Below are 23,078 nucleotides of genomic sequence, written 5' to 3'. Positions count from 1 at the left end.
GGCCGGATTTACGCTGTGCTGCCACGGTTCAGAAAATCCTCGAACGGATCGCGCGTCTCGGCCGGCGCCGCCATGCGGATGCGGGTCCGGCTCGAGGGCGTCAGTCCGAACTCGCTCTCGATCTGGCCCATCTGCGCCAGGCACTTGTTCGCCACCGCCAGGAACGGGTTCTGGATGATGTTGCCGCCCACCGTCTTCACCACCGGGCCGCGGCGCTTGACCTCCGCCTCTGCCTCGAGCCACCGCCGCCAGATCACCGCGTAGCGGGCGAGCGCCCCCGCATCGAGTTCGGTCATCACGCCGTGTCGGGCCAGCAGCTCGGCCAGTTCGGTGAACTTCGCGGCGGCCGCATCGTCGAGGTGCTCGGGAGCCGGCGGCACCGCCACGACCGGCTGCGGCTCGGCGGGGTTCATCCGGTGCGGCCGGGCCGTGCCTTTCACCAGCTTCAGCTGCGTGGGAAGGGGCTTGCGGCCGGCCATGATCCTGATGTCCCTCTTTCCGCATTGCGAGTGGCAGCTGGACACGCCATCTCGTAGGCATGTGCAATCTCTACAGCCAGACTCGTGCCCAAGAGGCGATGCGGCAGCTATTTGCCGCCGTCGACAAGCTCGGCAACCTTCCTGCCCAGCCGGAGATTTACCCCGACCAAATGGCGCCGATCGTTCGGATCGGCCCGGACGGCGAGCGCGAATTGGTCAAGGCCCGATGGGGACTGCCATCACCGCCCTCGGTCCTGAAGACCGCCCGTGACCCTGGGGTCACCAACGTCCGCAACACCGGCTCGCCTCACTGGCGGCGTTGGCTCGGGCCGCCACACCGCTGCCTCGTTCCACTCACCGCCTTCGCGGAGCCGATGGGCAAGGGCCAGGGTAACCAGTGGTTCGCGCCAGCGGACGGACGGTCTGTCGCATTCGCCGGCATCCATGTCCCGGGTTGGACCTCGGTTCGCAAGGTCAAGGATGGTCCGACCACGGACGACCTTTTCGCGTTCCTCACCACCGCCCCGAATGCTGAGGTCGCAGCGGTCCACCCCAAGGCGATGCCGGTGATCCTGACCGAGCCTGCCGAGTGGTTGACGTGGATGTCCGCGCCCTGGAGCGAGGCACGTTTACTGCAGAGGCCCTTGGCGGATGGTGCGCTGGAACTTGTCGACGGTGCCGCCTGATACCTCGTGGTGATGAGGACCGAATCCTGCGTTTGATCGTGCGGTTGCAAACGGTGCCAAGGTGATCGAGGCCATGACGGAAAAGGGCGATGAAGATCGTCGCGGCAGCGTTCGCGCCCCCGATGGAACACAGTGGTACCTGTTGCGGCAGGTCAGTGCGGACTGAGCGTTGGGAAGGACAGCGACCTACTGCCTCCCCATTCGTTCAGACAACCGGCGCAAGGTGAACGATCGAGCGAGGCTCACCGCCGTGAACACCGCGCCGATCCTCATGTTCTGCGCCAGTGTCGGATTCCAGCCGAACTGCGGGAAGATCAGGATCTGCGTGACGACGGCCACGCCATAGCCGACGATCACGTTGGCCAGCGACTCGACCAGCGACATGGTGCGTGACTGACTCATGCGGCGAACCCCTCGTTCTGATCTATCGCGCCGAGGCGCTCGACCGTCACCTCGGCGAAGGTCCGGCCGTCGCCATCGAGGATCGCGTCCCTGCGGGTCTCCGCCTGCCAGCGCTCGACGGCGACATCGACATAGGCCGGGCTGATCTCCATGGCGAAGACGCGCCGGTCGTTGGCCTCGCCCGCCATGATCTGCGAACCGGAGCCCGAGAACGGCTCGTAGCAGAGCCCTCCGCGGGCCACATGCTGGCGCATCGGGATGCCGAAGGCGTCGAGTGGTTTCGGCGTCGGGTGATCGGGCCGCTCGTCCCTGGCGAAGCTGGGCATCTCCCAGGTCGAGGGCAGTGTCTGATCTGCGACCTTCGGCGGGCGGTTCGGGCGGCGCCAGCCCATGAGGCAGGGCTCGTGCTTCCAGAGGTAATGCGACCGGGTGAGAACACCGCGGTCCTTCACCCAGATGATCTGCTGGTGGACGAAGGCGCCGGCCTTCTCCCAACAGGCCTCGAGCATCGCCTGCCTGCGCGAGGCGTGCCAGCAGTACCAGGCGGCATCCTCGGTGATGGCCTCGGCCACGGCGGCGCCGATAAATCCGTCGTAGAGCTCCGCGCCCTGAGAACTGTCGTCCCAGGTCACGCCGTAGGACTGCGACCAATCCTTGTTGCGCGTCGGGTGATTGCTGCCGTCGTAATCGACCAGATATGGCGGGTCGGTCGCGAACAGCACGGCGCGCTCGCCGTTCATCAGCCGGCGGACATCGTCATGGCTCGTGCTGTCGCCGCACAGCAGGCGGTGATCGCCGAGCAGCCACAGATCGCCAGTCCGCGACACCGGGTTCCGCGGCGGCTCGGGGATCACGACCGGCGCGGTGGACCCTTCACCCTCACCCTCGGCCCCGGCCAACAGCCGGTCCAGTTCGCCATCCTCGAAGCCCATGATGCCGAGATCGACCCCGGCGTCCTTCAGGTCGCCGAGCTCCAGCGCCAGCAGCGCCTCGTCCCACCCGGCATTCAGCGCGATGCGGTTGTCCGCCAGCACCAGCGCACGACGCTGGTTGTCGCTGAGCCCGGTCAGGGTGATCGTCGGCACGGTGTCCATGCCGAGCAGTCGCGCCGCCAGCACCCGCCCATGACCGGCGATCAGCGTGCCGTCCTCGGCGATCAGCACCGGGTTCACGAAGCCGAACTCCCGGATCGAGCCCGCGATCTCGGCCACCTGCGCCTCGGAGTGAGTACGGGCATTCCGCGCGTAGGGCACCAGGCTGTCGAGCGGGCGGTATTCAACGGCAAGCTGACGATCGGACACGGACGATTTCCTTCAGGATATGGGCTGCACCCCCCCCTCGCCATTTTGGCCATGGATGCAGAAAGCTTGGCACGCGGTCCTGACGTCGAACCGCCCAGAGATTCGATGTCCCCCCGGGGTCAGCCGCAGGGCTCGCGCACGGTCCGCCGATTGCCGAAGCCGCCATCCTCGGCCGCAGTCTTGCGGCTGTGGCAGGGGGCGCAGAGCGGCTGCCATCCGGTCTGGTCCCAGAACCGGGTGGTGTCGCCGCGATGCGGGGTGATGTGATCGACGGTGTTGGCGGTGGTCAGGCGCCCCTGGCGCTGGCACTCGGCGCAGAGCGGTTGGCGAGCGAGGAACATCTGCCGGGCACGCTGCCAGCGCGCTGAGGCGTAGAGCGCCCGGATTGCCGGGTCGCGCTTGCGGTCGGTGTCGCGGTCACGTTCGCGCTTGTCGCGCCGCCCCACCGGGCGATGGATGGGCGGGCGCAACGGCATGGTGCCTCGCGAGGTGTTGCCAGATTGGGGATGAAAGGACCGGGTGGCGCTCCTGGCGCTCTTCTCCCGATCATGCCCTGCTTGTAGCACGGATCTGTTGCAGGTGTCGAACACGAATGTGTTGCAACACTCTGGACTCACTCGGCATTCAGCCGCGCCGCGATCTTCGTCAGCGCCAGCTGCCAGCGCCGCCAGGCGGTGGTGCGGTCGCAGCCGAGTTCGTGGCTGATCACCTTCCACGGCACCCGCGCCGCCCGTGCCCAGACCAGCCGGCGCTCTGCCTCCTCGAGCCAGGCCACCCAGTCGAAGGTCCGCTCGAGGCCGCTGATGGCCCGCGCCGACGGCACGATCCGCATCGGCTCGGGCGTCATGGTTGCGATCTCCTCCGGCTCGCGCAGGATCGTGGGCCAAGCATGGACGAAGCCGCGCGCCTTCACGGGCGGCAGGCGGCGCAGCGTGCGGAACGCCTCCTCGAAGTGATCCGCCACGTCGCCGGCGGTCCAGTCGCGCTCAGCCATTCCGCATTTCTCCGGTAACGCCATGCCCACGGCCTAAAGTGTAACACTTCTCGTAAGCCACTGTGAGATCGACAGTTTCCGTCATTTTTCGCCACGGCCCGCCAAGGCACGACACGCCGTCGAAGGCCGATGACCTGCCGGCGTGGGGCAGGACAGATGGGACAGATAGGACAGATGAAATTGGTTATTTGCTCACACGCGCGCACGAGAGAACTTATAGAAATCATCTGTCCCATCTGTCCCATCTGTCCCTGTTTGCACAGCCTGAGGTTGACGGGCGCGGCTACGGGCGGACAGACTGCCGATCGGTGAGGGGGAGCCAGGATGGGCCATATCCATCTCGGGGTGCTGCCCCGGTCGAAGCAGTGGCGGCAGGTCGTCGAACTGCTGGGCAGCGAAGCCGCAGACGAAGCAGTGTTTGCGGCGGCCGCGATTGCAGCGGAAAAGGACCTCGCCCGCGCGGCCGATGACGCCGTCTTCGTCGAGGCTGTCCGGCTCCTGCTGATGATCCCCTTCGCGGCGCGCGGGGATGACTTCGGTCAGGCGCTGCGTGATTGCGACCTGCCCATCAGCTCGACGCCTGACCTGTTCGAGATATCGGCCGCCGCAGGCGCGCGGCTGGACGAGATCGCGCGAATGGCCGGCCGACGCTCGGATTTCGGTGAGCTCGCGGGCCGCGCACTCATCGGCACGCTCAACGACCAGATCGGTCAGTCGCTGCCCGGTCTCTTCGAGGCCACCGATCGCGACGTGCAGATCGAGGCGCAGCGGCTCTCCCGGCCGTCCGGGGTTGCCGTCCTCACGCGCGCCTTCTTCGGCCGTCTCCTGTCGGACTCGCTCTCGTACTGGCTCGACCGCACGCTGGCGACGCAGACGGGCCCAGGGCGCCGACTGCCGGATGCGGGGGCGCGCAGCGCCTTCGATGTCGCGCTTCAGCAATACGCCCACGAGGCAACGCGGATCATCCAGGAGTTCGCGCCTGGCTGGTACGGCAAGCGGCTGCATGAGGACGGCGGCGTCGGCTCACCGCAGGCCGCGGCATTCGCCGCAGTGGCGATGAAGAAGATCACCGAGGAGTTGCGGCGCAAGAGGGACGCCGATGACTGACGCGTTGGTCAGCCTCGGCGACGGCTGCGAGCCGCTGCGCATCCGTCTGAATGGTGCAGATGCCACGTTCCGGCTGCGCGCCGACCGGATCTCGGCGGCGCTTGTCCGGCCGATCGAGCCACGCCTGCAGGACCTGCTTGACATTGCCGCTCATGTCTTCGCAGCCGACAGCAGTGTGCCGCGCGGCGGCCCGACGCGCCGGGACATGGGCGAGGAATGGCACCGGCAGTTCGACTTCCACATCCCCGTGCGCGATCCGGCGTTCTGGAGCCGACCGGAGGTGATGGCCGCGCTGACGGACGCGGTCACGTTCCTCACCGACGACATCGTCGGCTTCAGCTTTTCCGCCCGCGCTGCGCACGAACCCGAGCAACCCTTCCTCGACTTCGATGCGAAGGGCGCGGCGTTTGCCGCCGACGAGGTCCTGCTGTTCTCGGGCGGGCTCGACTCCTTCGCTGGAGCGCTGGAGATGCTGGCGACCAGCAACAAGCGTGTTGTCCTCGTCACGCACCGCTCGTCGCAGAAGGCGGCGACGCGTCAGAGGAAACTCGGCGATTATCTGAGAAACCGCTTTCCCGGCCGGGTCCTGCAAATCCATGTCGCGGCCAACAGGGTCGGCGGCGAGGCTCGGGAAGCAACACAGAGGTCCCGCTCCTTCCTCTTCGCAGCACTCGGCCAGGTCGTGGCTCGAATGTTCGGCGCGCATCAACAGAACTTCTTCGAGAACGGGATCATCGGGCACAACCTGCCGCTCTCGCCCCAGGTGGTAGGCACGATGGCCACGCGCACGACCCACCCGCTCGCGCTCCGCAAGCTCGAGCATCTGATGATGCTGGTGGGTGACGGGTCCGGCGCCGCGATCCGGAACCCTTACCAGTGGTTGACCAAGACGGATGTGGTGCGCCGCATCGCCGAGCACGACGCGGCCGACCAGATCCGGCACGCCGTCAGCTGCACCAGCATCCGCGAGCAGAACACGCTGCACACCCATTGTGGCGCCTGCTCGCAATGCCTCGATCGCCGCTTCGCGATGCTGGCTGCAGGTCTCGCCGCCGAGGATCCCTCGGAGATGTATGGCACCGATGTGCTGTTCGGTCCGCGCGAGAAGGACCGGTCGCGGACGATGGCGCTCGAGTGGACCCGGCACGCTGTACGACTGGCGGGCATCGACGACCACGCCTTCATGAGCACCTTCGGACAGGAGCTGATGCGCATCGCAAGCGGCTATCCCGACCAGCGCCGGGCCGACCTCATGCGCCGGATCCTCGGCCTTCATCGACGGCATGGCGAGCTGGTCGTGGCGGTCCTTGAGAGCGCGATCCGCGAGAATGCTGATCGGCTGGCCCGTCACGAGCTCCCCGACAGCGCGCTTGTCAGGCTCCATGTCGCTGACGCTGCTGCCGTAGCGCCGGTGCTCCCTGCCGATCCTCGCGCGACCCCGCGACGGCGACAGCCGCCGGCGGAGACTTCCGGCGATGCGCCCGATCTGGTCCCTGATCAGGATCGTCCGCTCGAGGTCACCTTCGGGATCGAGAACGGGCGTCACGTGATCAGCGTCCTGGGGCTCGGCCGCGTCGAGGGCGCGCCGGCGCGCACGGCTCACGAGCTCAGACCCGAGTTCGACGAGGATCGTCAAGCTGGGCTTTCCCGCACCGAGCACAGGTATGTCGCGACGGGCGCGCTGGCGACCCGCCTGGAGACCAGCAAGGATGCCGTCGCGCAGCACGTCGGCCGCTGCCGGAAGGAACTGGCGCAGTACCATAAGCTCGTGTTTGGCAGCCCACCGCCGCGACATCTCCTGATCGAGAACAAACCGGGGCGTGGCTACCGCCTCGATCCCGACATCCGGATTCTCAGCCGCGAATCTCGCTGACCAGGAATACCCTCCAGGTCGCCGTCGCACCGGGCCTGTCATGCTGCGGCTGGTTCCTTGTCAGACCTTGCCACTTGCATCATTGTTTTTGTTGTAGAAATCACTTCGATTTTGTCAGACCTGCATCGATCGTTGTCAGCCTCCCGCGCGTGAAAAACGGGCGTCCTCTGGTCCACCATCAGGGTGTGATCAAGGAGGCCCACGATGGCGATCCCTGCAGCCAAGCCGGTCCATGAACCCGACGCCCTCCTGACGGAGCGCGCGCTCGCGATCCGCTGGAAGATGTCGGTGCGCAGCCTGCAGCGCTGGCGCTCGAGTGGGACGGGTCCAGCCTGGATGCGGATCGGCGGCTGCATCCGCTACCGCCTCGAGGACATCCTCTCCTTCGAGCAGAGCTGCCGCGTCACCGAGGCGACGGCATGACCGCGAATGCCCGCAGCCCCGAGATCGATCGTGGTGCCATCGCCCTGTTCACCGAGGTGGTGTTCGGCGGCCTGACCGGGATCGTGCCGATCCGCATGCTGGCGGAGACCGGCACCCCGGACCAGAAGCCGCAGTCGAGGTTCATCGAGGTGCCGAAGCTGGCTGCGGCGCTGCCGGACCTTGCCAGTGGCGCAGCTCGAGCGGCCCGCGGCCTCTATGTGGTGCCCGGCACCGTCAGCAAACCCGGCTCCGCCCGCGCCCGGGACATCAGTGCGACGCAGGTTCTGCTCGTCGATATCGACAAGGGCGACGTTCCGCTCGCCCGGGAGCACCTTTTGCACCACCTCGGCGAGCCGAGCCTCGAGGTCGCCTCTGGTGGCCGCACCGACGGCGGAGACGCGAAGCTTCACCTGTACTGGCGGTTGAGCCAGCCCGCGACCGGCGATGATCTCGAGCGTGTCCGGGCGCTCCGGGAGACGGTGGCTCTGAAGGTTGGTGGCGACGACTCCTTCGCCAGCCTGCACCAGCCGATCCGGGTGCCGGGAAGCATCCACGGCAAGAATGCGAAGCTGAGCCCGGTTCGTCTGCTATCCTCGACTTCAGCGACGTACGCGCTCGATGATCTGGTGGCACGTGCCGCCGGGATGGCGCAGCTGGTCGACGTCGGCGCGACGTCCCCGCGCAAGAACCGGCCGTCCGCCGGCGAACTCATGACCCGCAAGACCCGCGCGGGCGGTGCCGACGATGTCACCCGCTTCGAGGCCTTGTCGCGAGTGATCGGACATTGGATTCGTCAGGCGCGGCAGGGCCAGTGCAGCCTGGATGAGGCACGACAGGCGGCTGTCGATTACAACACCGCGCTCATCGTCCCGCCATGGGACGCGTCCCGCCTCGAGCGCGAGTTCGATCGGCTGCTCGAGAAGGACATCCATCGACACGGCCCGTTCGGCGCCCCGGGTCTGCAGGCGCCGCCGCTCAGCGAGGACGCAATCGCCGCGGCGTTCGTCGCCCGCCACGCCGAGGATACCCGCTACTGCGCGGCACTCGGCGGCTGGATGTGGTGGTGCAGCACCCATTGGCAACGCGACGACCGCAGCCTCGTGCGGGAGTTCATGCGCCAGGTGTGCCGATCGGTGGCGAGCAGCGCCGACGCCAAGCCGATCGCCCGCCGCATCGCCAGCGACAGGACCGTCACTGCCGCACTGCGGCTCGCCGCCGCCGACCCGGCGATCTCCTCGACTGTCGGCGCATGGGACAACGCGCCCATGTGCCTCAACACCGCCGCCGGCCTCCTCGATCTCGAGACCGGCGAGATGCACGACCACGATCCCGCCCGCCTGCTAACCCAGGTTGCCGATGCCTTACCCGGCGGATCGTGCCCGCGCTGGCTGCGGTTCCTCGACCGGATCACCGACGGTGATCGGGAGTTGCAGACCTATCTGCAGAGGGTGGCGGGCTACTGCCTCACCGGTTCCACGCGCGAGCAGGTGTTCTTCTTCTTTCATGGGACCGGCGCGAACGGGAAGTCGGTCTTTCTGCAGACCCTCTCGGCGGTGCTTGGCAACTATGCGGCGACCGCGGCACCGGGCACCTTCACGGCCAGCCGGAGCGATCGCCACCTCACCGAACTGGCCGGCCTGCGTGGAGCCCGGCTCGTGGTCGCCTTCGAGACCGAGTCGGGTCAGAGCTGGGCCGAGGGACGCATCAAGACGGTCACGGGCGGCGAGCCCATCCGCGCGAACTTCATGCATCGCGACCATTTCGAGTTCCGGCCACAGTTCAAGCTGATCGTCGCCGGCAACCATCGTCCTGCCCTCACCTCGGTGAACGAGGCGATCCGCCGCCGGCTGCACCTGGTGCCGTTCCCCGTCACCATCCCCGACGAGGATCGCGACCTGCTGCTCTCGGACCGCCTGCTCGAGGAACGCCACGGCATTCTAGCCTGGGCGATCGAGGGTTGTGCCGAGTGGCAGCGGCACGGCCTTGCTCCGCCGGCGGCCATTACCGGAGCCAGCGCAGGCTATATCGACGACGAGGACACCGTCGGCGAATGGATCGAGGAATGTTGCGTCACCGGTCCGGACTGCCGGGCTCCGGCCCGTGCGCTCTACGCCAGCTGGGCGGCTTGGGCCGAGGCCGCGGGCGCGACCAGGGGCTCGCAGAAGTCCCTCGGCGAGGCACTGCGGGAGCGGGGCTTCCAGCCTGCCAAGGTAAGCGGCGCGCGCGGGTGGCAGGGGATCGCTCCGCGGCATCGGCAGCCGCAGGCGGAGGCAGCCTGATGAAGCGCCCCAATCCTCTGTCACCCATGCTGATGAAGCCGACCGAGCGCCGCGCCGAGCTGTGCCGCCTGCTGGCGCTCGGGCTGGTTCGGTTGCGGATGCGCGAGATGGGCGAGGTATCTGACGATACCGGAGAACGTTGCCTACACTCTCCGCCCGACCAATGCCGTCATGCAACTCCAACTCGCCGGAGAAATGCATGAACAAGCCCGATCCCATCCCCGCGCGCCTGGCCGCGCTCAAGACCACTCCGACGCCCGACCTGAAAAAGCAGTGGCGCGACCTGTTCGACACCGAGCCGCCACCATTCAACCGGCGCTATCTCGAAAGCCGCCTGGCTTACCGCATCCAGGAGCTCGCCTATGGCGGACTGAAGCCCGAGACGATCCGGCGGCTGGAGCGACTGGGTGAAGAACTGGACGGCGGCGACCGATCCAAGCGCGGCATCCGCGCCGATCGCGACCGCCCCATCACAGGCACCCGCCTTCTGCGCGAATGGCAGGGCGTCGAACAGGTCGTCACCGTCACCGCCGATGGCTTCGAATGGCAGGGGCGGCCCTACAGGTCGCTGTCCGCCATCGCGCGGGCCATCACCGGCACGCGGTGGAACGGATGGGTATTCTTCGGCCTCAAGAACCACAGGGGGCGGACATGACGAAGCCGCCCGACAAATTGAAGGTCGTCCGCAAGCTGCGGTGCGCCATCTACACTCGAAAATCCTCCGAGGAAGGGCTGGAGCAGGAGTTCAACTCGCTCCACGCCCAACGCGAGGCCTGCGAAGCCTATATCGCCAGCCAGCGGTCCGAGGGCTGGGTTCTTGTCCGCGATCAATATGACGACGGCGGCATCTCGGGCGGCACGTTGGAGCGCCCCGGCCTGAAGCGGTTGCTGGAGGATATCGAGGACGGGCTGGTCGACGTGGTCGTGGTCTACAAGATCGACCGTCTCAGCCGTTCGCTCGCCGACTTTGCCAAGCTGGTGGAGGTGTTCGATCGGAACGGCGTGACGTTCGTCTCGGTCACGCAGTCCTTCAACACGACCACGTCCATGGGCCGGTTGACGCTCAACATCCTGCTGTCCTTCGCCCAGTTCGAGCGCGAGGTCACCGCAGAACGCATCCGCGACAAGGTCGCCGCCAGTCGGAAGAAGGGCATGTGGATGGGCGGGGTGCCGCCCTATGGATACCGCGTCGAGAACCGGAAGCTGGTGGTCGACGAAGACGCCACCGCGCATGTGCGCTGGATCTTCGACCGTTTCCTCGAGATCGGCTCGTGCACCGAACTGGCGCGTGAGGTCGGCACGCGCGGCATCCGGACGCCGCGCGGGAACAGGATCGACAAGAAATACATCTATCGGATGCTCTCGAACCGCGCCTACATCGGCGAGGCGGTCCACAAGGGGGAGAGCTACCCCGGGGAGCACGACGCGATCATCGATCGTGAGGTTTGGGACCGTGTCCATGCGATCCTGCAGGAGAGCCCCCGGAAGCGCGCCGCACGCACCCGTGCGGAGTCGCCGGCGCTGTTGAAGGGGCTGCTGTTCGGGCCCGATGGTGCCGCGTTCTCACCGACGCATACTCGGAAGGGGGATCGTCTCTACCGCTACTATGTCAGTCAGACCGTGCTGAAGCATGGTGCTGGTTCGTGTCCGGTCGGCCGCGTGCCTGCGGGCGAGATCGAGGGCGCCGTCATAGACCAGCTCCGCGCCGTGTTCCGCCAGCCGGAGATTGTTGCGGGGACCTGGAAGGCGGCGCGTGCCTACGCCGAAGACATCTCCGAGGCCGACGCACACGCGGCCTTGCAGCAGCTCGACCCGCTGTGGGACGAACTCTTCCCCGCCGAGCAGGCGCGCATCGTGGCGCTGCTGGTCGAACGCGTGGACATCGGCACGGACGGGCTCAACGTCCGGCTCCGCGTCGACGGACTCAGCAGCCTCACTCGCGAGATGCTGGCCGGGGACATCGGAGAAGCGGCGTGACCCGCGCGACGCCGATCCCCGAGACGGTGACGCTCCACGTCCCGTTCCGCGTCGTGAGGCGCGGCGGGCGGAAGGAGATGGTGCTGCCGGAGGGCGCAGAACCTACGCGAAAGCAGGACAACACTTTGGTCAAGGCTTTGGCGCGTGCGTTCCGCTGGAAGCGCATGCTGGAGTCTGGCGAGTTCGCGTCGATTTCCGAACTGGCTGAAAAGGAAGGGATCGCCTTCACGTACATGGCGCGCCTAATGCGGTTGTCGCTCTTGTCCCCGGAACTCGTCGATGCCGTCATCAACGGCCGCCATACCTCGAATATGACGCTCGCCAACTTGATGGACCCGTTCCCGATCAATTGGAAAGAACAGCACGCGCTCTGGAACGATCAGAACTGATTCCCGCGTGCAAAAAGACAACCGGCACGATAGGTAATGGAAAACAAGACCTTTTCGTGAGTTTCCAGCCCCATGTCCGACATTTCTGAACTGATCCTGACCTTGGCACCTGAAGACGGCTCCTCCATCGGCAACGGGGCCATGCTGGCGCTCCTGCGTGAGCAGATGCCGGACCTTGCCGATGACGATTATGTCGCCGCACGCGATGCTCTCGTCGCCGAGGGGCTGTTGGTGAAGGGGCGCGGCCGGGGTGGCTCGGTCTCCCGTGCGGATGGGCAGGCGCCAACAACCGCCGCCTCCGCGTCGGCAAAGCCCAAGGCTGCTGCCATGCCGGCCGGGAACGGGTCGGCCGCCTATGCGCACGCCGACGAGGCCGTGCTGCGCCCGGATGTCGGGGTCGAGGCGCAGTTCTCGCATCGCAAGCCGCCGAAGACCTACCGCTACGATTCCAGCCTCGCGCCGGAGCTGGCGTGGGACGAGAACGGCGAGCGGCCCTTTGCCGAATGGCTGCTCAACCTGGTGGCAGAGGCGGCGGAGAAGGGAGAGGCCACGGTCTTTGCCGAGCCGCAGGTCTGGCAGGGCACGGAGGAGCGGTTCACCTCGCTCTCGCAATGCGCGGCGCGGCTGCGCAGCCTGACGAAGCCCTTCCTGAACTGGGCGGGCAAGGCCGAGCGCCAGCAGATCACCGTGCCGACGCTGCCCCTGTTCGTGCACGAACGGCATTCTACGCAGGCGATCCTCGAGACGCTGAAATCGCACAAGGCTCGCGGGCAGACGCTGGACCTGTTCGGCGATCTGGACCTCGACATCGCCGACCGGCTGGACGCCTACGAGCACAAGGGCCCCTGGACCAATCGCCTGATCCTTGGGGACTCGCTGCAGGTGATGAACTCGCTCCTCGAATACGAGGGGATGGGCGGCCAGGTGCAGATGATCTATTTCGACCCGCCCTATGGTGTGAAGTTCGGCTCGAACTTCCAGCCCTTCGTGCGGGACAAGACAGTCAAGGACAACCACGGCAAAGACGAGCACATGATCCGCGAGCCCGAAATGGTGAAAGCCTATCGGGACACCTGGGAACTCGGCCTTCACTCATACATGACCTTCATTCGCGATCGTATGCTCCTCGCGAAAGAGCTTCTTTCTGAGTCAGGGAGCGTGTTTGTCCAGATTTCAGACGACAACATCCATCATGTGCGCGAAATCCTCGACGAGGTCTTCGGCCCAGAAAACTATGCCGGGCAGATTGCCTTCTTTAAAACCAGCTCTCAATCCACAGACAGCATTCCCTCCGTGTGCGACTACCTTTTGGTATATGCAAAGGATATCGAGCAGCAGGCATTCACAGCTCTCTCGCGCCCGAAGAAACCTGGAGATGTTGGCGCCAAGCAGTACACGTCGATCTTTTCGCCCGACCTGTCCGAAATGCGGAAGATGACGGAAAAGGAAATCTCAGGTGAAGATCCTATTCCAGATGGATGGAAGATCGGGAGGCTCGGACCGATCACCTCGCAGGGTTACCAAGAGGGGCGGAGCAAGCCATACAATTTTAAAGGCATCGAGGTCCCTTGCGCTAGAAATCGGCACTGGAGCTATGATCCAGAGCCCGGCAAGGAGATGGACAAACTCGCTGAGAAGGGACGCCTCTGGTGGAGCGGCACCAACCTCTCCACCATTCTACTCCTGGAGGACAATCCCCTAACCTACCTCGACAACATCTGGATGGACACAGGTACTGGCAGTTTCACCGAAGATCAGATGTACGTCGTTCAGACCGCCGAAAAGGTAATCACGCGCTGTCTCCATATGACAACGGAACCAGGAGACCTTGTTCTCGATATCACCTGCGGGTCTGGCACGTCTGCACTGGTAGCCGAGCGCTGGGGTCGGCGCTGGATTACGGTCGATACTTCGCGCGTTCCCATCGCCTTGGCTAGGCAGCGCCTGCTAACAACAGCATTCCCTTGGTACCGCTTGAAGGAGCCTTCGAAGGGACCTGCCGGCGGGTTTGTTTACGAGCGCAAGCAGAACAGAAAAGGCGACGAAATTGGCGGGCTCGTGCCCCGCATAACCCTCAAGAAAGTTGCGAACGATGAAGACCCCAAGATGGAAGTGCTGGTCGATCGACCCGAGGTGAACGACAAGATCACGCGCGTCTGCGGCCCTTTCACGGTCGAGGCCACGATCCAGGCCGCGATGAGCATGGAGGAGGATGCCGACGGCGCCTCGGCGCAGCCGCAATCCTCCAGCCCGCGCGCCTATCTCGACCGGATGATCGAGGTGCTGCGGCAGAGCAAGTCGCTCAGCCTGCCGGGCAACGTGACGCTACAACTCGACAACGTCCGCCCGCTGGCCGACCGCGAGTATCTGCATGCGGAGGCGGTGGAGAAGAACGGCAGCGAGAAGACCATCGCCATCGCCTTCGGCCCCGAGGACGGCGCCATCGGCTCGGACTACGTGTTCAACGCCGCGATGGAGGCGATGAGCCAAGGCTTTGGCCAGCTGTTCCTGTTCGGCTTCGCGATCCAGGCCAAGGCGCGCGAAATCCTCGAGAAGATGAAAATTCCGACCGCCTACATCTCGATGACGCCGGATGTGGTGATGTCGGACCTGCTCAAGACGACGAAGGGCAGCGAGATCTTCTCGATCACCGGCCTGCCGGATGTGCGGCTGGAGAAGGCGGGGAAGCGCGACGACGGCACGCCGCTCTATCGCGTGGTCTTGCGCGGGCTCGACGTCTTCCTGCCGCACCTTATGGACACGGACCACATCGACGCCGAGAACCTGCCCTGCTGGATGCTCGACACCAATCACAACGGCATGGCGTTCTACGCGAGCCAGGTGTTCTTCCCCAAGACCAGCGCCTGGGACAACCTGCAGAAATCGCTGAAGGGCCAGTTCGAGGACAGCGTCTGGTCGCACCTCGCGGGCACGGTCAGCGAGCCCTTCGCGCTCGGTGACAAGAAGCGGATCGCGGTGAAGGTGATCGACGAGCGCGGCAACGAGCTGATGGCGACCCGTAGCGAAGAGGATGCCATCTGATGCCTGAGGCCGCCCAACAGGACGCCCCGCTAACCGTCGCCGAGGTCGAGTCCCCGATCATCAACTCGCCCTTCACGGAACCGAAGTGTCACTGGAAGATCGAGAAGGCCAAGCCGCCCTACAAGGCTGAGGGGCGCCGCCGCGCGAGCTACTTCTACCGCGTACCGGAACATGCCGGGCGGGGGCGCGCGAGCCGCGACCAGGCCGAGCTGTTCGAAAGCCAGGCGGGCGAGGAAGTCGAGCTCGAGATCGTCAATGCCATCCGCGGGCGGGTGAAGGACTGGCGGGCGGGCGTGCACAGCGGTGGCGTGGCATATGACGGCGCGTCCCCGGTGACGCGCGAGCTTCTGGACCTGTGGCGCAGCGATGAGCGCATGCAGCGCCTGTTCTTCGCCCAGATCGAAGCGGCCGAGACGATCATCTTCCTCGTCGAGGCGAAGGACGTCTATCGCAAAGGCCTTCCCGAAATCCCCAAGGACGAGCCGGGACTGGAGGCCAAGGCGGCCGGCGTGCGCGCCTTCCTTCGATATGCGTGCAAGATGGCGACCGGCAGCGGCAAGACGACCGTCATGGGCATGCTGGCCGCCTGGTCGATCCTGAACCGCGTAGCCTCCCCGCGGGACGACCGGTTCTCGGACACCATCCTGATCGTCTGCCCCAACGTGACGATCCGCGAGCGGCTGCAGGAACTGGATCCGGCGCTCGGCGATCTCAGCCTTTACCGGACACGGCAGCTGGTCCCGCCGCACCGGATGGAAGAGCTGCGGCGTGGCGAGGTCATGATCGCGAACTGGCACCGGCTGGCGAAGAAGGAGACCAATTCGGTCAACGGCGACAGCGCCAAGGTGGTGAAGACCGGTGAGCCGGTCGAGGTGGTGAAGAACGCGGGCAAGGCCAACGAGAGCGTCGAGACGAAGTACTTCGAGTCCGACCAGGCCTGGTTCAAGCGCATTCGGCGGGAGCTTGGCAGCGGCAAGGGTCGGAGCCCCCACTGGCTGATCTTCAACGACGAGGCGCACCACGCCTACCGCAGGGGCGACACGGCAACCGAGGAAAGCCTCGACGAGGACAAGGACCTCGCGAAGAAGAACGCTCGTGAGGCCACGATCTGGATCGAGGGCCTGGACCGGATCAACAAGCTCGCGGGCGGAAGCCGGCGGCGTGGGATCAACCTCTGCGTCGATCTGTCGGCGACACCCTTCTACATCCAGGGCTCGGGAAACGAGGTCGGCAAACCGTTCCCATGGGTCGTGTCGGATTTCGGTCTGCTGGATGCGATCGAGTCCGGGCTTGTGAAGATACCGCAGCTTCCGGCGCGCGACGTATCGGGCGCCGAGGAGGCCGCCTACTTCAACATCTGGCGCTGGGTTCAGGCGAAGGCTAAGGAGGATGGCCTCGGCACGAACATCACGCCCGAGATCGTGATGAACTACGCGTCCGCGCCCATCAACCTGCTGGCGCAGGAGTGGCACGAGCGCTTCCTCGAATGGGAACAGCATTCCAAGCAGCAGCAGAAGCATCCGGTGCCGCCGGTGTTCATCGTCGTGTGCCGAGACACCGCCGTTGCCAAGGAAGTCCACGATTGGCTGGCGAATGGGAACGACAGTTACGGGGTATCTCCGGCCTGGTTCCGGAATGCGCCCGGGCAGGAGGTCACTGTCAGGATCGACTCGAAGGTCATGGAGGACATCGAGGAAGGCGGGTCAAAGGACGAGACCAAGCGGCTTAGATTTATCCTCGACACGGTCGGCAAACCGGAATGGCCGGGCGGCAAGATCCCCGAGGACTGGTCCGAGCTGGTGCGGAAGCACAACGACAAGGTGGCCAGCGATGACAACGACGGTTCGCTGAAATGGATCGATGAGCGCATCCCGCCGGGGCGAGACGTCCGTTGCATCGTTTCGGTCGCGATGCTGGCGGAGGGTTGGGACGCCAACACGGTCACGCACATCGTCGGGCTCCGTCCGTTTGGCTCACAGCTCCTGTGCGAGCAGGTCGTCGGGCGGGCATTGCGGCGCAAGAGCTATGCGCTTGACGAGGAAACCCAGATGTTCGCCGAGGAGACGGCCAAGGTCTTCGGTGTCCCCTTTGAACTCATTCCGTTCAAGGTGAAGCCGGTCGGTCCGCAGCCGCCGCAACCAGATCCGAACCACATATACTCCGTCCCGGAGAAGGCAGGATTCGAGATCACCTTTCCCACCGTGACCGGCTACCATCAGTCGGGCCAGTTCGATGTGCATATCGACTGGAGCAAGGTCGCCAAGGTGACGATTGACCCGATGAAGATCCCACAGGTGGTTGAGTTGACCCCTTTGACAACACCTGACGGGACATTGGCGGCATTCGGGCCGGGTGAACGCCCGATCCTCTCGTTGAAGGACTGGCGCGCCCGGTTTCGCGATCAGCAGGTTGCATTCAGGCTGGCACGTGAGATCTGCGACCGCTGGCTCTCGGACAACGGCGCCGAAGCAGTTCCAGTCCAGCAGCTTTTCCCGAAGGTCGCATTCGCAGCGAAGCGCTTCCTTGCAGAAAAGCTTGATCGAAAGGGCGATAGCCGGCCGTGCGACGTGCTGCTGGTCGGCGAATACATGCAGGCTGCCATCGGCTCCCTGCTCGAAGCCATCAAGAAGGGATCAGCAACAGGCGTCGGGGAGGTTGCCATCATTCCCCAAGGTGCCGCCGGCAGGGGAAGCACGCTATACGTCGATTTCCACACGACGAAACCGATCTACCCGGTCACGAGGTGTCATCTGAATGCAATGGTGGCTGACACGAAGAAGTGGGAGCAAAGTGCCGCCTTCCTTCTCGACAGCCATACGGGCGTGAAAAGGTGGGTTAAGAATGACCGGCTGGGGTTCACGATCCCTTACCGGCATCGTGGCCTGCTATCGCGCTACATCCCCGATTTCATTGTTGTCACGGATCGGGACGAGAACGTCATTGTCGAGATCAAGGGTCAGGTCACTGACGATGCCGATACCAAGGCGAAGGCGGCTGAGCGGTGGGTCGAAGCCGTCAATCGCCTCGGTGAGCACGGCGTATGGAGATACCTATTGGTAGAGGATCCGGGGCGGCTCGGCGTCCAGATGAACGCGTTTACTCAGAACAAGTGGGAAGAAGGGCCATTTCAGCTTTCCTAGACCAACGCTGAATGGTCGGGAAAAACATACCGACCAAGGCTCGTTCAGAGGCTGGTTGGATTTCGGTTCCTTTCGACGAACGCCACTGGCATCGAAGTGTTCAGGTGAGGCGAGGAACTGTCCCTTCATTTTCAGTTGGTTAAGGGCTCTACACCGAATCTGCGCAGTCGAGAGGTCCGGAGAATATCGACCCTGAGAGACCGCCTTCGGGCCTCCTGGCGACGGGGCCAGTGCTCAACCCCTCCCGCATAACCCTCGAATACAACGGAAAAATCCGGCCGCGGCCGGATCGGGAGAACGCTTTCGCGAGGGCAAGTGGCGGAGGCGGTGGGATTCGAACCCACGGTGGAGTTGCCCCCACGTCGGTTTTCAAGACCGGTGCATTAAACCACTCTGCCACGCCTCCCGCAGGGGGCAATAGCGTCCGGGGGCCACGGGATCAAGCTGGCGTTTGGCGGGACTTCGCCGCCGCGAGTCCCCGGCATGTCGTTCTCCGTCCGGAAGGTTCCCGCTCTGGATGCCGCAAGAGCCACAACACCCGGAACCGATGCCTAGGATGGTTCCGCCTGCCGGGACAGCGCCACCTCCTCAGCGCGCCGGGCTGACCGCCAGCAGCAGCACGTAGCAGCTCAGCCAGACCAGCAGGCCCCGGAACGCCATGTTGACAAGGCGGAACTTGCGCCGGGCGATAAGGGCAAGGTTCTCGACATTGCCCTTGTATTCCTCGAACAGGAACGCGGTGTCGCCCTCGTGGCGCGCCGACATCAGGCGGGCACCCTGCGCCGGCCATGCCCCCCAGAAAAGGGACGTCCCGCGGGCAAGCCGGCGGGGCAGCACCACGGCGATGGCCGAGAACATGGTGAACAGGACGGCCAGCGCCATGATGGCGCCGATCACCGTTTCTGCCATGGACGCCCGCTGGTACGAGGCGACGTTGAAGATGTCCCGCCCTTCGGCCGAGGCGAGCAGGAAGGCCACCATGAAGGTGAACAGATAGGCCGCCTTCTGGTCGGCGGTCTTGATCTGGTCGTAGAAGACGTCGTTGACCTTTTTCAGATGCTCCCAGAAGGGATCGCCTTTGCCGGTGGTTTCCGGCAGGTCGGCCGCGCCGGGCGCGTCCGGTCCAGGGGCGTCAGGCGGAGGATCGGATCTCACCGGCGGACCTGCTGAAATCGATGGCGTCCCTGCCGGACTAGCATGGCCCCCGACGCGGCGGCAACAGAATCCCTCTGGCCGGACGGACAGCTTGACGCATGTCCCAAGGCCAGCGGATAACAGGAAAATCCGGTCCTTGTCCGCTGCGGTTCCCGCCATGCGCTTGCGATCCATCTGGTCGGCGACGGTGATGTGCGTGTTGTCAGGCACGGCAGCCGCAGACCCCTTCCCTCGAAGCGCACCTGCGGCGGGCTCGGTCATCGCCCGCAAATCCGGCGAGGAGGTGCAGTTCATCGACCTTGCGGGCTGGAACGCGGTCGAGCTGGCGCAGAACCTGCTGGGGGGCGACGTGCTGCGGACCAACGCCGCAGGCCAGTTGGCCGTGCTGTTCGCCGACCGCACGCAGATGCGGCTGGCGCGGAACACCACGCTGGTCGTCAAGCAGATCGGCACGGCCGCCGACAGCGTCTTCGAGTTGCAGCGCGGCACGCTCTGGGGCCGGGCCACCCGCGGCGGCCTGGGCCTGACGGTCGAAACGCCCGCGGCGGCGGCGGCGATCCGGGGCACCGACTTCGCCCTGACGGTCGAGGGCGACCGCACCGCTCTGACAGTGCTGGAAGGCATCGTCACCCTGTCCAACCCTCAGGGCAGCGTCACCGTCCGCCAGGGCGAGGCCGCCGCCGCCCGGATCGGCGAGGCGCCGGCCAAGACCGTCATCACCGATCCCGCCGACCGCGAGCAGATGCTGACCTACCTGTCCCTGCGCTCGGCATTTGCGGCGCTGCCGCCCTCTCCGCTGCCGAGCGCCCGGCTCAGGGCCGAGCGGGCGCGGCTGGCGGCCCTGCCCCCCGGCGCGCGGACGCCGGCTGATCTTGTGGCTGCGGCCGAGGTCGCCTTTGCGCTGGACGGAACCGATGCAGCGCGCGGGGCGATCGCCGCCGCAAGGCCGCAGGCGACCAGCCCGGACCTGCGGGCCCGGCTGGATCTTGTCGAGGGCCTCATCGCCGCGGGCGACCGGCGGTATGACGAGGCGCAGCGCCTGTTCCGTGCGGCGGCGCCCCGGCTGGACCCCGACCGGCGGGCGGTGGCCGAGAACGCGGGCTATTTCTCGCGCGCCCTGGCCGATCCGACCCATGTCGAGGCGCCTCCTGCCCGGTCGGACACGGCCTCGGGCGCGCTGGCCCGCGCCTATACGCAGGCCGTCCTGCTGGACGTTCCGGCGGCCATCGCCGATCTGAGGGATGCCGAGGCGCGCTTTCCGGATCACGCGGCGCTGCCTGCCGCGCGGGCGCAACTGGCCATGCTGATGGACGATCGGACGCAGGCACGTGCGGCGATCGCGCGGGCGCTGGCCATCGATCCCGACGACCCGAACGCGCTGGAAGCCCGCGCCGTCTATGCCTCGCACTTCGAGGGGCGCCACGACGACGCGCTGGCGGACCTGGAACGCGCGGCCGCCGCCGCCCCGGGCATCTCGTCCCTGTGGAACCAGATCGGGCTGGTGCGGGCCACGCGTGGCGCGACCCGCGAGGCCGAGGCGGCGCTGCGCCGCGCCATCGCGCTGCAGCCGATGAACCCTGTGGCCTATGCGAACCTTGCCTTCCTTTACCTCGAACAGGATCGGCCGGACGACGCCAAGCCGCTGATCGACCGGGCGCTGGCGCTCGACCCCGGCTTCGACGTGGCGCTGTTCGCGCGCGGGCGCTGGAACCTGCAGCGCGGCAACATCGCCGCCGCGCAGGACGACCTGCTGGCGGGATCGACGGCCAACCCCGGCTATTCGCAGGGCCTCCTGCTTCTGGCGGCGGCCTACCTCGCCGCGGGCGAACGCGAGCCCGCCGAACAGGCGCTGGAGAACGCCGACCGGCTTGATCCCAACGACCCCGTCATCGCGCAGGCCGAGGCCGCGCTGGCCATCGACGACTACCAGGCCGACCGCGCCATCGCGGCCGCGCAATCCGCCATGCGCCGCGCCCGCGCCCGCGGCGGCGACTTCGCCAGCGCCGAAGCCAACCGGACCGAGGGCTCGCTTCTGAACCAGGCCTTCCGGTTGCAGGGGCTGGACGCCTGGGGGCGGTCCTATGGAGACGCGGTCTTCGATCCCTTCGACGGCGCCTCGCTGGTGGACCAGGCAGTGGCGGGCAGCGTCCTGCCCGTCGCCTCGACCCTCAGCTATGGCGAGGACTTCATCGATCCCGTGACGGACGCGCTCGGCTTCTCGGCCCTGTTCCAGGGACTGCTGCTGTCCCCCGGCATCCTCGCGGGACGCGAACGCGGCAACGATCTGGTGCGGCGGCCCTTTGTCGAGGCGACGCTGGGCGGCGGAACCGTGGCGACCGACGACGGTTCTCGCGGCACCCGCAGCTTCGAGCTGCAGGGTTTCGGCCAGCGCCCCGTGCCGGTCAGCGGCTACCTGCTGCTGGAACAGGACGGATTGACCGACTCCCGCCGCTGGCGCGAGCCGGGAGCGGCGATCCCGCTGTCCGAATTCAGCCTGGACGAGCGGCTGACCTCGGGCCTCGGCTATGCGACGGCCAGCCTCACGCCAGACGATCATGTCGTCTTCTATGCCCAGGCCGCGCGCGAAACCTCGGGCATCGGCGAGGGGCTGATCCTCATCGACGAACCGCTGCTGCCGTTCGACGCCATCGCCTATGAGCGAAGCCGCGAGACGCGCCTGAGCCGCGCGGGCCTTGGCTACAGCCACAGCTTCGGCTGGCGCAACGTGGTCGAGGCCGCCGTATTCGGCACCGAGGTCGAGCAGCAAACCGAGGAAACCGGCGTCATCGCTTCGCTTGCCAGCGGGTCCGTGCTGGGGCTGCGCAACCTTTCCGCCGAAACCTCGCAAAGCACCCGCACGGCCGCGCTCGGCTGGCGCTATGGCCGTGACCGCTGGACGCTGCTGACAGGCATCGAGGCAGGCCGGGTCGAGACCTTCCGCCGGCAGGAGGACACCATTGTCCTGGGGCCCGTTCCCGATGTGATCCTTGAAAGCCGGCGACTGGATTTCGACGTGACGCGCGCCTGGGCGGACGCCACCATGGACGTCACCCCGACGCTTGCCGCCGAGGCCGGCGTCATCGCCACCCGCCTGCGGGGCGACGTCGAGGTGTCGCGCCTCGATCCGCGGCTGGGCCTGTCCTGGCGCCCGGCGGACCGGCACTGGCTTCGGGCAGCATGGATCGCGGACACGGCGGGCGCGGGCGACACCACGCTGGCGCCGCTCGGGATCATGGCGCTGCAGGCCAACCGGATGCCGCTCGATCCCGGCGGGCGGTCGGAAACCGCCATCCTGCGCTGGGACGCGGAATGGAGCGACAGCCTGTTCACCTCGCTGGACCTGCAGCGGCAAAGCTTCAGCCGGATCTCGATCCCCGTGCCGACCGGGCTCGACTGGATCGACATCGCGGACGGGCGGCTGGACCGGATCGCCGCGACCGTGAACTGGAAGCTGCCTCACGGCCTCGGGGTCTTCGCGACCCTGGCCCGCAGTGACAGCGAGAACCGCGATCCCGAAAGCCCCGGCTTCGGCGCACCCCTGCCCTTCGTGCCCGACCGCGCCGCGAAGCTGGGCGTGACCTGGGTCCACCCGGCGAACATCCGCGTGAGCCTGTCGGCCACCGGCATCGGACCACGGGTCGGGGACGAGTCCGGCCAGCGCCTTGACGGCGCCTGGATTGCCGACCTTTCGGCGATATGGGAGTCCCCCGACCAGCGCTTCCTGGCCGAGCTGAGGACCTGGAACCTGTTCGACGAGCGCTTCGAGGTCGCGCCCCAGGTCGAGGGCTGGGGCCGCACGGTCGAGGCCTCGCTCAAGGTCCGCTTCTGAAC

General features: G+C 66.3%; 17 protein-coding genes and 1 tRNA gene. 11 read left to right on the top strand and 7 right to left on the bottom strand.

Translation table 11 applies throughout. The features are described from left to right. Positions 1-8 precede the first annotated feature (8 nt). Positions 9-479: a phage terminase small subunit P27 family gene (locus CK240_RS06365; protein WP_095639489.1), complete on the bottom strand. Its 471-nt coding sequence runs from the start codon at positions 477-479 to the stop codon at positions 9-11. Between the two features lie 59 nt (positions 480-538). On the opposite strand from CK240_RS06365, the gene CK240_RS06360 reads away from it, so the two are divergent. Beyond that, entirely contained in the window at positions 539-1,165 is a 627-nt protein-coding gene (locus tag CK240_RS06360; protein ID WP_095639488.1) for an SOS response-associated peptidase, read from the top strand. A gap of 186 nt (positions 1,166-1,351) precedes the next feature. On the opposite strand, the gene CK240_RS06355 is transcribed toward CK240_RS06360, so the two are convergent. The 4 genes from CK240_RS06355 to CK240_RS06340 all read right to left on the bottom strand — a co-directional run bounded on the left by CK240_RS06355 (position 1,352) and on the right by CK240_RS06340 (position 3,862). Beyond that, positions 1,352-1,567 (bottom strand): DUF7220 family protein, encoded by a 216-nt coding sequence (locus CK240_RS06355; protein WP_095639487.1) that lies wholly within the window; start codon positions 1,565-1,567, stop codon positions 1,352-1,354. After that, positions 1,564-2,868, bottom strand: coding sequence for a site-specific DNA-methyltransferase (locus tag CK240_RS06350; RefSeq protein WP_095639486.1), 1,305 nt, complete (start codon positions 2,866-2,868; stop codon positions 1,564-1,566). The genes CK240_RS06355 and CK240_RS06350 overlap by 4 nt, the downstream gene beginning before the upstream one ends. Positions 2,869-2,987: 119 nt before the next feature. Next, positions 2,988-3,344: an HNH endonuclease gene (locus CK240_RS06345; protein WP_095639485.1), complete on the bottom strand. Its 357-nt coding sequence runs from the start codon at positions 3,342-3,344 to the stop codon at positions 2,988-2,990. Positions 3,345-3,481: 137 nt separating this feature from the next. Further along, a complete protein-coding gene (locus CK240_RS06340; RefSeq protein WP_095639484.1) occupies positions 3,482-3,862 on the bottom strand; it encodes a DUF6362 family protein in 381 nt (126 codons plus the stop codon). Between the two features lie 324 nt (positions 3,863-4,186). Here CK240_RS06340 and CK240_RS06335 point away from each other — a divergent pair, with 324 nt between their 5' ends. The 9 genes from CK240_RS06335 (at position 4,187) to CK240_RS06290 (ending at position 18,092) form a co-directional block, all read left to right on the top strand. Next, positions 4,187-4,969 (top strand): hypothetical protein, encoded by a 783-nt coding sequence (locus CK240_RS06335; RefSeq protein WP_095639483.1) that lies wholly within the window; start codon positions 4,187-4,189, stop codon positions 4,967-4,969. Continuing rightward, positions 4,962-6,842, top strand: coding sequence for a hypothetical protein (locus CK240_RS06330; protein ID WP_095639482.1), 1,881 nt, complete (start codon positions 4,962-4,964; stop codon positions 6,840-6,842). The genes CK240_RS06335 and CK240_RS06330 overlap by 8 nt, the downstream gene beginning before the upstream one ends. Positions 6,843-7,046: 204 nt before the next feature. Beyond that, complete coding sequence (locus tag CK240_RS06325; RefSeq protein ID WP_095639481.1) at positions 7,047-7,265, top strand: helix-turn-helix transcriptional regulator; 219 nt, start codon at positions 7,047-7,049, stop codon at positions 7,263-7,265. Next, a complete protein-coding gene (locus CK240_RS06320; RefSeq protein WP_095639480.1) occupies positions 7,262-9,544 on the top strand; it encodes a phage/plasmid primase, P4 family in 2,283 nt (760 codons plus the stop codon). Before CK240_RS06325 ends, CK240_RS06320 begins: the two co-directional genes overlap by 4 nt. Positions 9,545-9,743: 199 nt before the next feature. Then, positions 9,744-10,199 carry a DUF2924 domain-containing protein gene (locus CK240_RS06310; RefSeq protein ID WP_095639478.1) on the top strand — a complete coding sequence of 152 codons (456 nt, stop codon included), beginning with the start codon at positions 9,744-9,746 and terminating at the stop codon, positions 10,197-10,199. After that, positions 10,196-11,521 (top strand): recombinase family protein, encoded by a 1,326-nt coding sequence (locus CK240_RS06305; RefSeq protein ID WP_095639477.1) that lies wholly within the window; start codon positions 10,196-10,198, stop codon positions 11,519-11,521. The genes CK240_RS06310 and CK240_RS06305 overlap by 4 nt, the downstream gene beginning before the upstream one ends. Then, on the top strand, positions 11,518-11,910 hold the full coding sequence (locus CK240_RS06300) for a hypothetical protein (protein WP_095639476.1): 393 nt from the start codon (positions 11,518-11,520) through the stop codon (positions 11,908-11,910). The genes CK240_RS06305 and CK240_RS06300 overlap by 4 nt, the downstream gene beginning before the upstream one ends. A gap of 72 nt (positions 11,911-11,982) precedes the next feature. After that, entirely contained in the window at positions 11,983-14,952 is a 2,970-nt protein-coding gene (locus CK240_RS06295) for a site-specific DNA-methyltransferase (protein WP_205957768.1), read from the top strand. Continuing rightward, the gene (locus CK240_RS06290) at positions 14,952-18,092 is read left to right on the top strand and encodes a BPTD_3080 family restriction endonuclease (RefSeq protein ID WP_095639475.1); all 3,141 of its coding nucleotides are present in this window, start codon (positions 14,952-14,954) and stop codon (positions 18,090-18,092) included. The genes CK240_RS06295 and CK240_RS06290 overlap by 1 nt, the downstream gene beginning before the upstream one ends. 316 nt (positions 18,093-18,408) lie before the next feature. Here CK240_RS06290 and CK240_RS06285 read toward each other — a convergent pair. Together CK240_RS06285 and CK240_RS06280 are read right to left on the bottom strand one after the other, a co-directional pair. After that, positions 18,409-18,498: transfer RNA gene (locus CK240_RS06285), tRNA-Ser, on the bottom strand. Between the two features lie 182 nt (positions 18,499-18,680). Further along, the gene (locus CK240_RS06280) at positions 18,681-19,247 is read right to left on the bottom strand and encodes a Pycsar system effector family protein (RefSeq protein WP_095639474.1); all 567 of its coding nucleotides are present in this window, start codon (positions 19,245-19,247) and stop codon (positions 18,681-18,683) included. Between the two features lie 157 nt (positions 19,248-19,404). On the opposite strand from CK240_RS06280, the gene CK240_RS06275 reads away from it, so the two are divergent. Next, complete coding sequence (locus tag CK240_RS06275; RefSeq protein ID WP_095639473.1) at positions 19,405-23,076, top strand: TonB-dependent receptor domain-containing protein; 3,672 nt, start codon at positions 19,405-19,407, stop codon at positions 23,074-23,076. The last annotated feature ends 2 nt before the right edge of the window (positions 23,077-23,078 follow it).

Source organism: Paracoccus salipaludis, assembly GCF_002287065.1.
GTDB lineage: Bacteria > Pseudomonadota > Alphaproteobacteria > Rhodobacterales > Rhodobacteraceae > Paracoccus > Paracoccus salipaludis.
This window is presented reverse-complemented; position numbering and strand designations above follow the sequence as displayed.

Excerpts from the sequence above, each read along its gene's own strand:
- CK240_RS06330 (WP_095639482.1), top strand. The coding sequence starts at position 4,962 with ATGACTGACGCGTTGGTCAGCCTCGGCGACGGCTGCGAGCCGCTGCGC.
- CK240_RS06335 (WP_095639483.1), top strand. The coding sequence starts at position 4,187 with ATGGGCCATATCCATCTCGGGGTGCTGCCCCGGTCGAAGCAGTGGCGG.
- CK240_RS06305 (WP_095639477.1), top strand. The coding sequence starts at position 10,196 with ATGACGAAGCCGCCCGACAAATTGAAGGTCGTCCGCAAGCTGCGGTGC.
- CK240_RS06275 (WP_095639473.1), top strand. The coding sequence starts at position 19,405 with ATGCGCTTGCGATCCATCTGGTCGGCGACGGTGATGTGCGTGTTGTCA.
- CK240_RS06360 (WP_095639488.1), top strand. The coding sequence starts at position 539 with ATGTGCAATCTCTACAGCCAGACTCGTGCCCAAGAGGCGATGCGGCAG.
- CK240_RS06365 (WP_095639489.1), bottom strand. The coding sequence starts at position 479 with ATGGCCGGCCGCAAGCCCCTTCCCACGCAGCTGAAGCTGGTGAAAGGC.
- CK240_RS06310 (WP_095639478.1), top strand. The coding sequence starts at position 9,744 with ATGAACAAGCCCGATCCCATCCCCGCGCGCCTGGCCGCGCTCAAGACC.
- CK240_RS06345 (WP_095639485.1), bottom strand. The coding sequence starts at position 3,344 with ATGCCGTTGCGCCCGCCCATCCATCGCCCGGTGGGGCGGCGCGACAAG.
- CK240_RS06290 (WP_095639475.1), top strand. The coding sequence starts at position 14,952 with ATGCCTGAGGCCGCCCAACAGGACGCCCCGCTAACCGTCGCCGAGGTC.
- CK240_RS06295 (WP_205957768.1), top strand. The coding sequence starts at position 11,983 with ATGTCCGACATTTCTGAACTGATCCTGACCTTGGCACCTGAAGACGGC.
- CK240_RS06325 (WP_095639481.1), top strand. The coding sequence starts at position 7,047 with ATGGCGATCCCTGCAGCCAAGCCGGTCCATGAACCCGACGCCCTCCTG.
- CK240_RS06320 (WP_095639480.1), top strand. The coding sequence starts at position 7,262 with ATGACCGCGAATGCCCGCAGCCCCGAGATCGATCGTGGTGCCATCGCC.
- CK240_RS06340 (WP_095639484.1), bottom strand. The coding sequence starts at position 3,862 with ATGGCTGAGCGCGACTGGACCGCCGGCGACGTGGCGGATCACTTCGAG.
- CK240_RS06355 (WP_095639487.1), bottom strand. The coding sequence starts at position 1,567 with ATGAGTCAGTCACGCACCATGTCGCTGGTCGAGTCGCTGGCCAACGTG.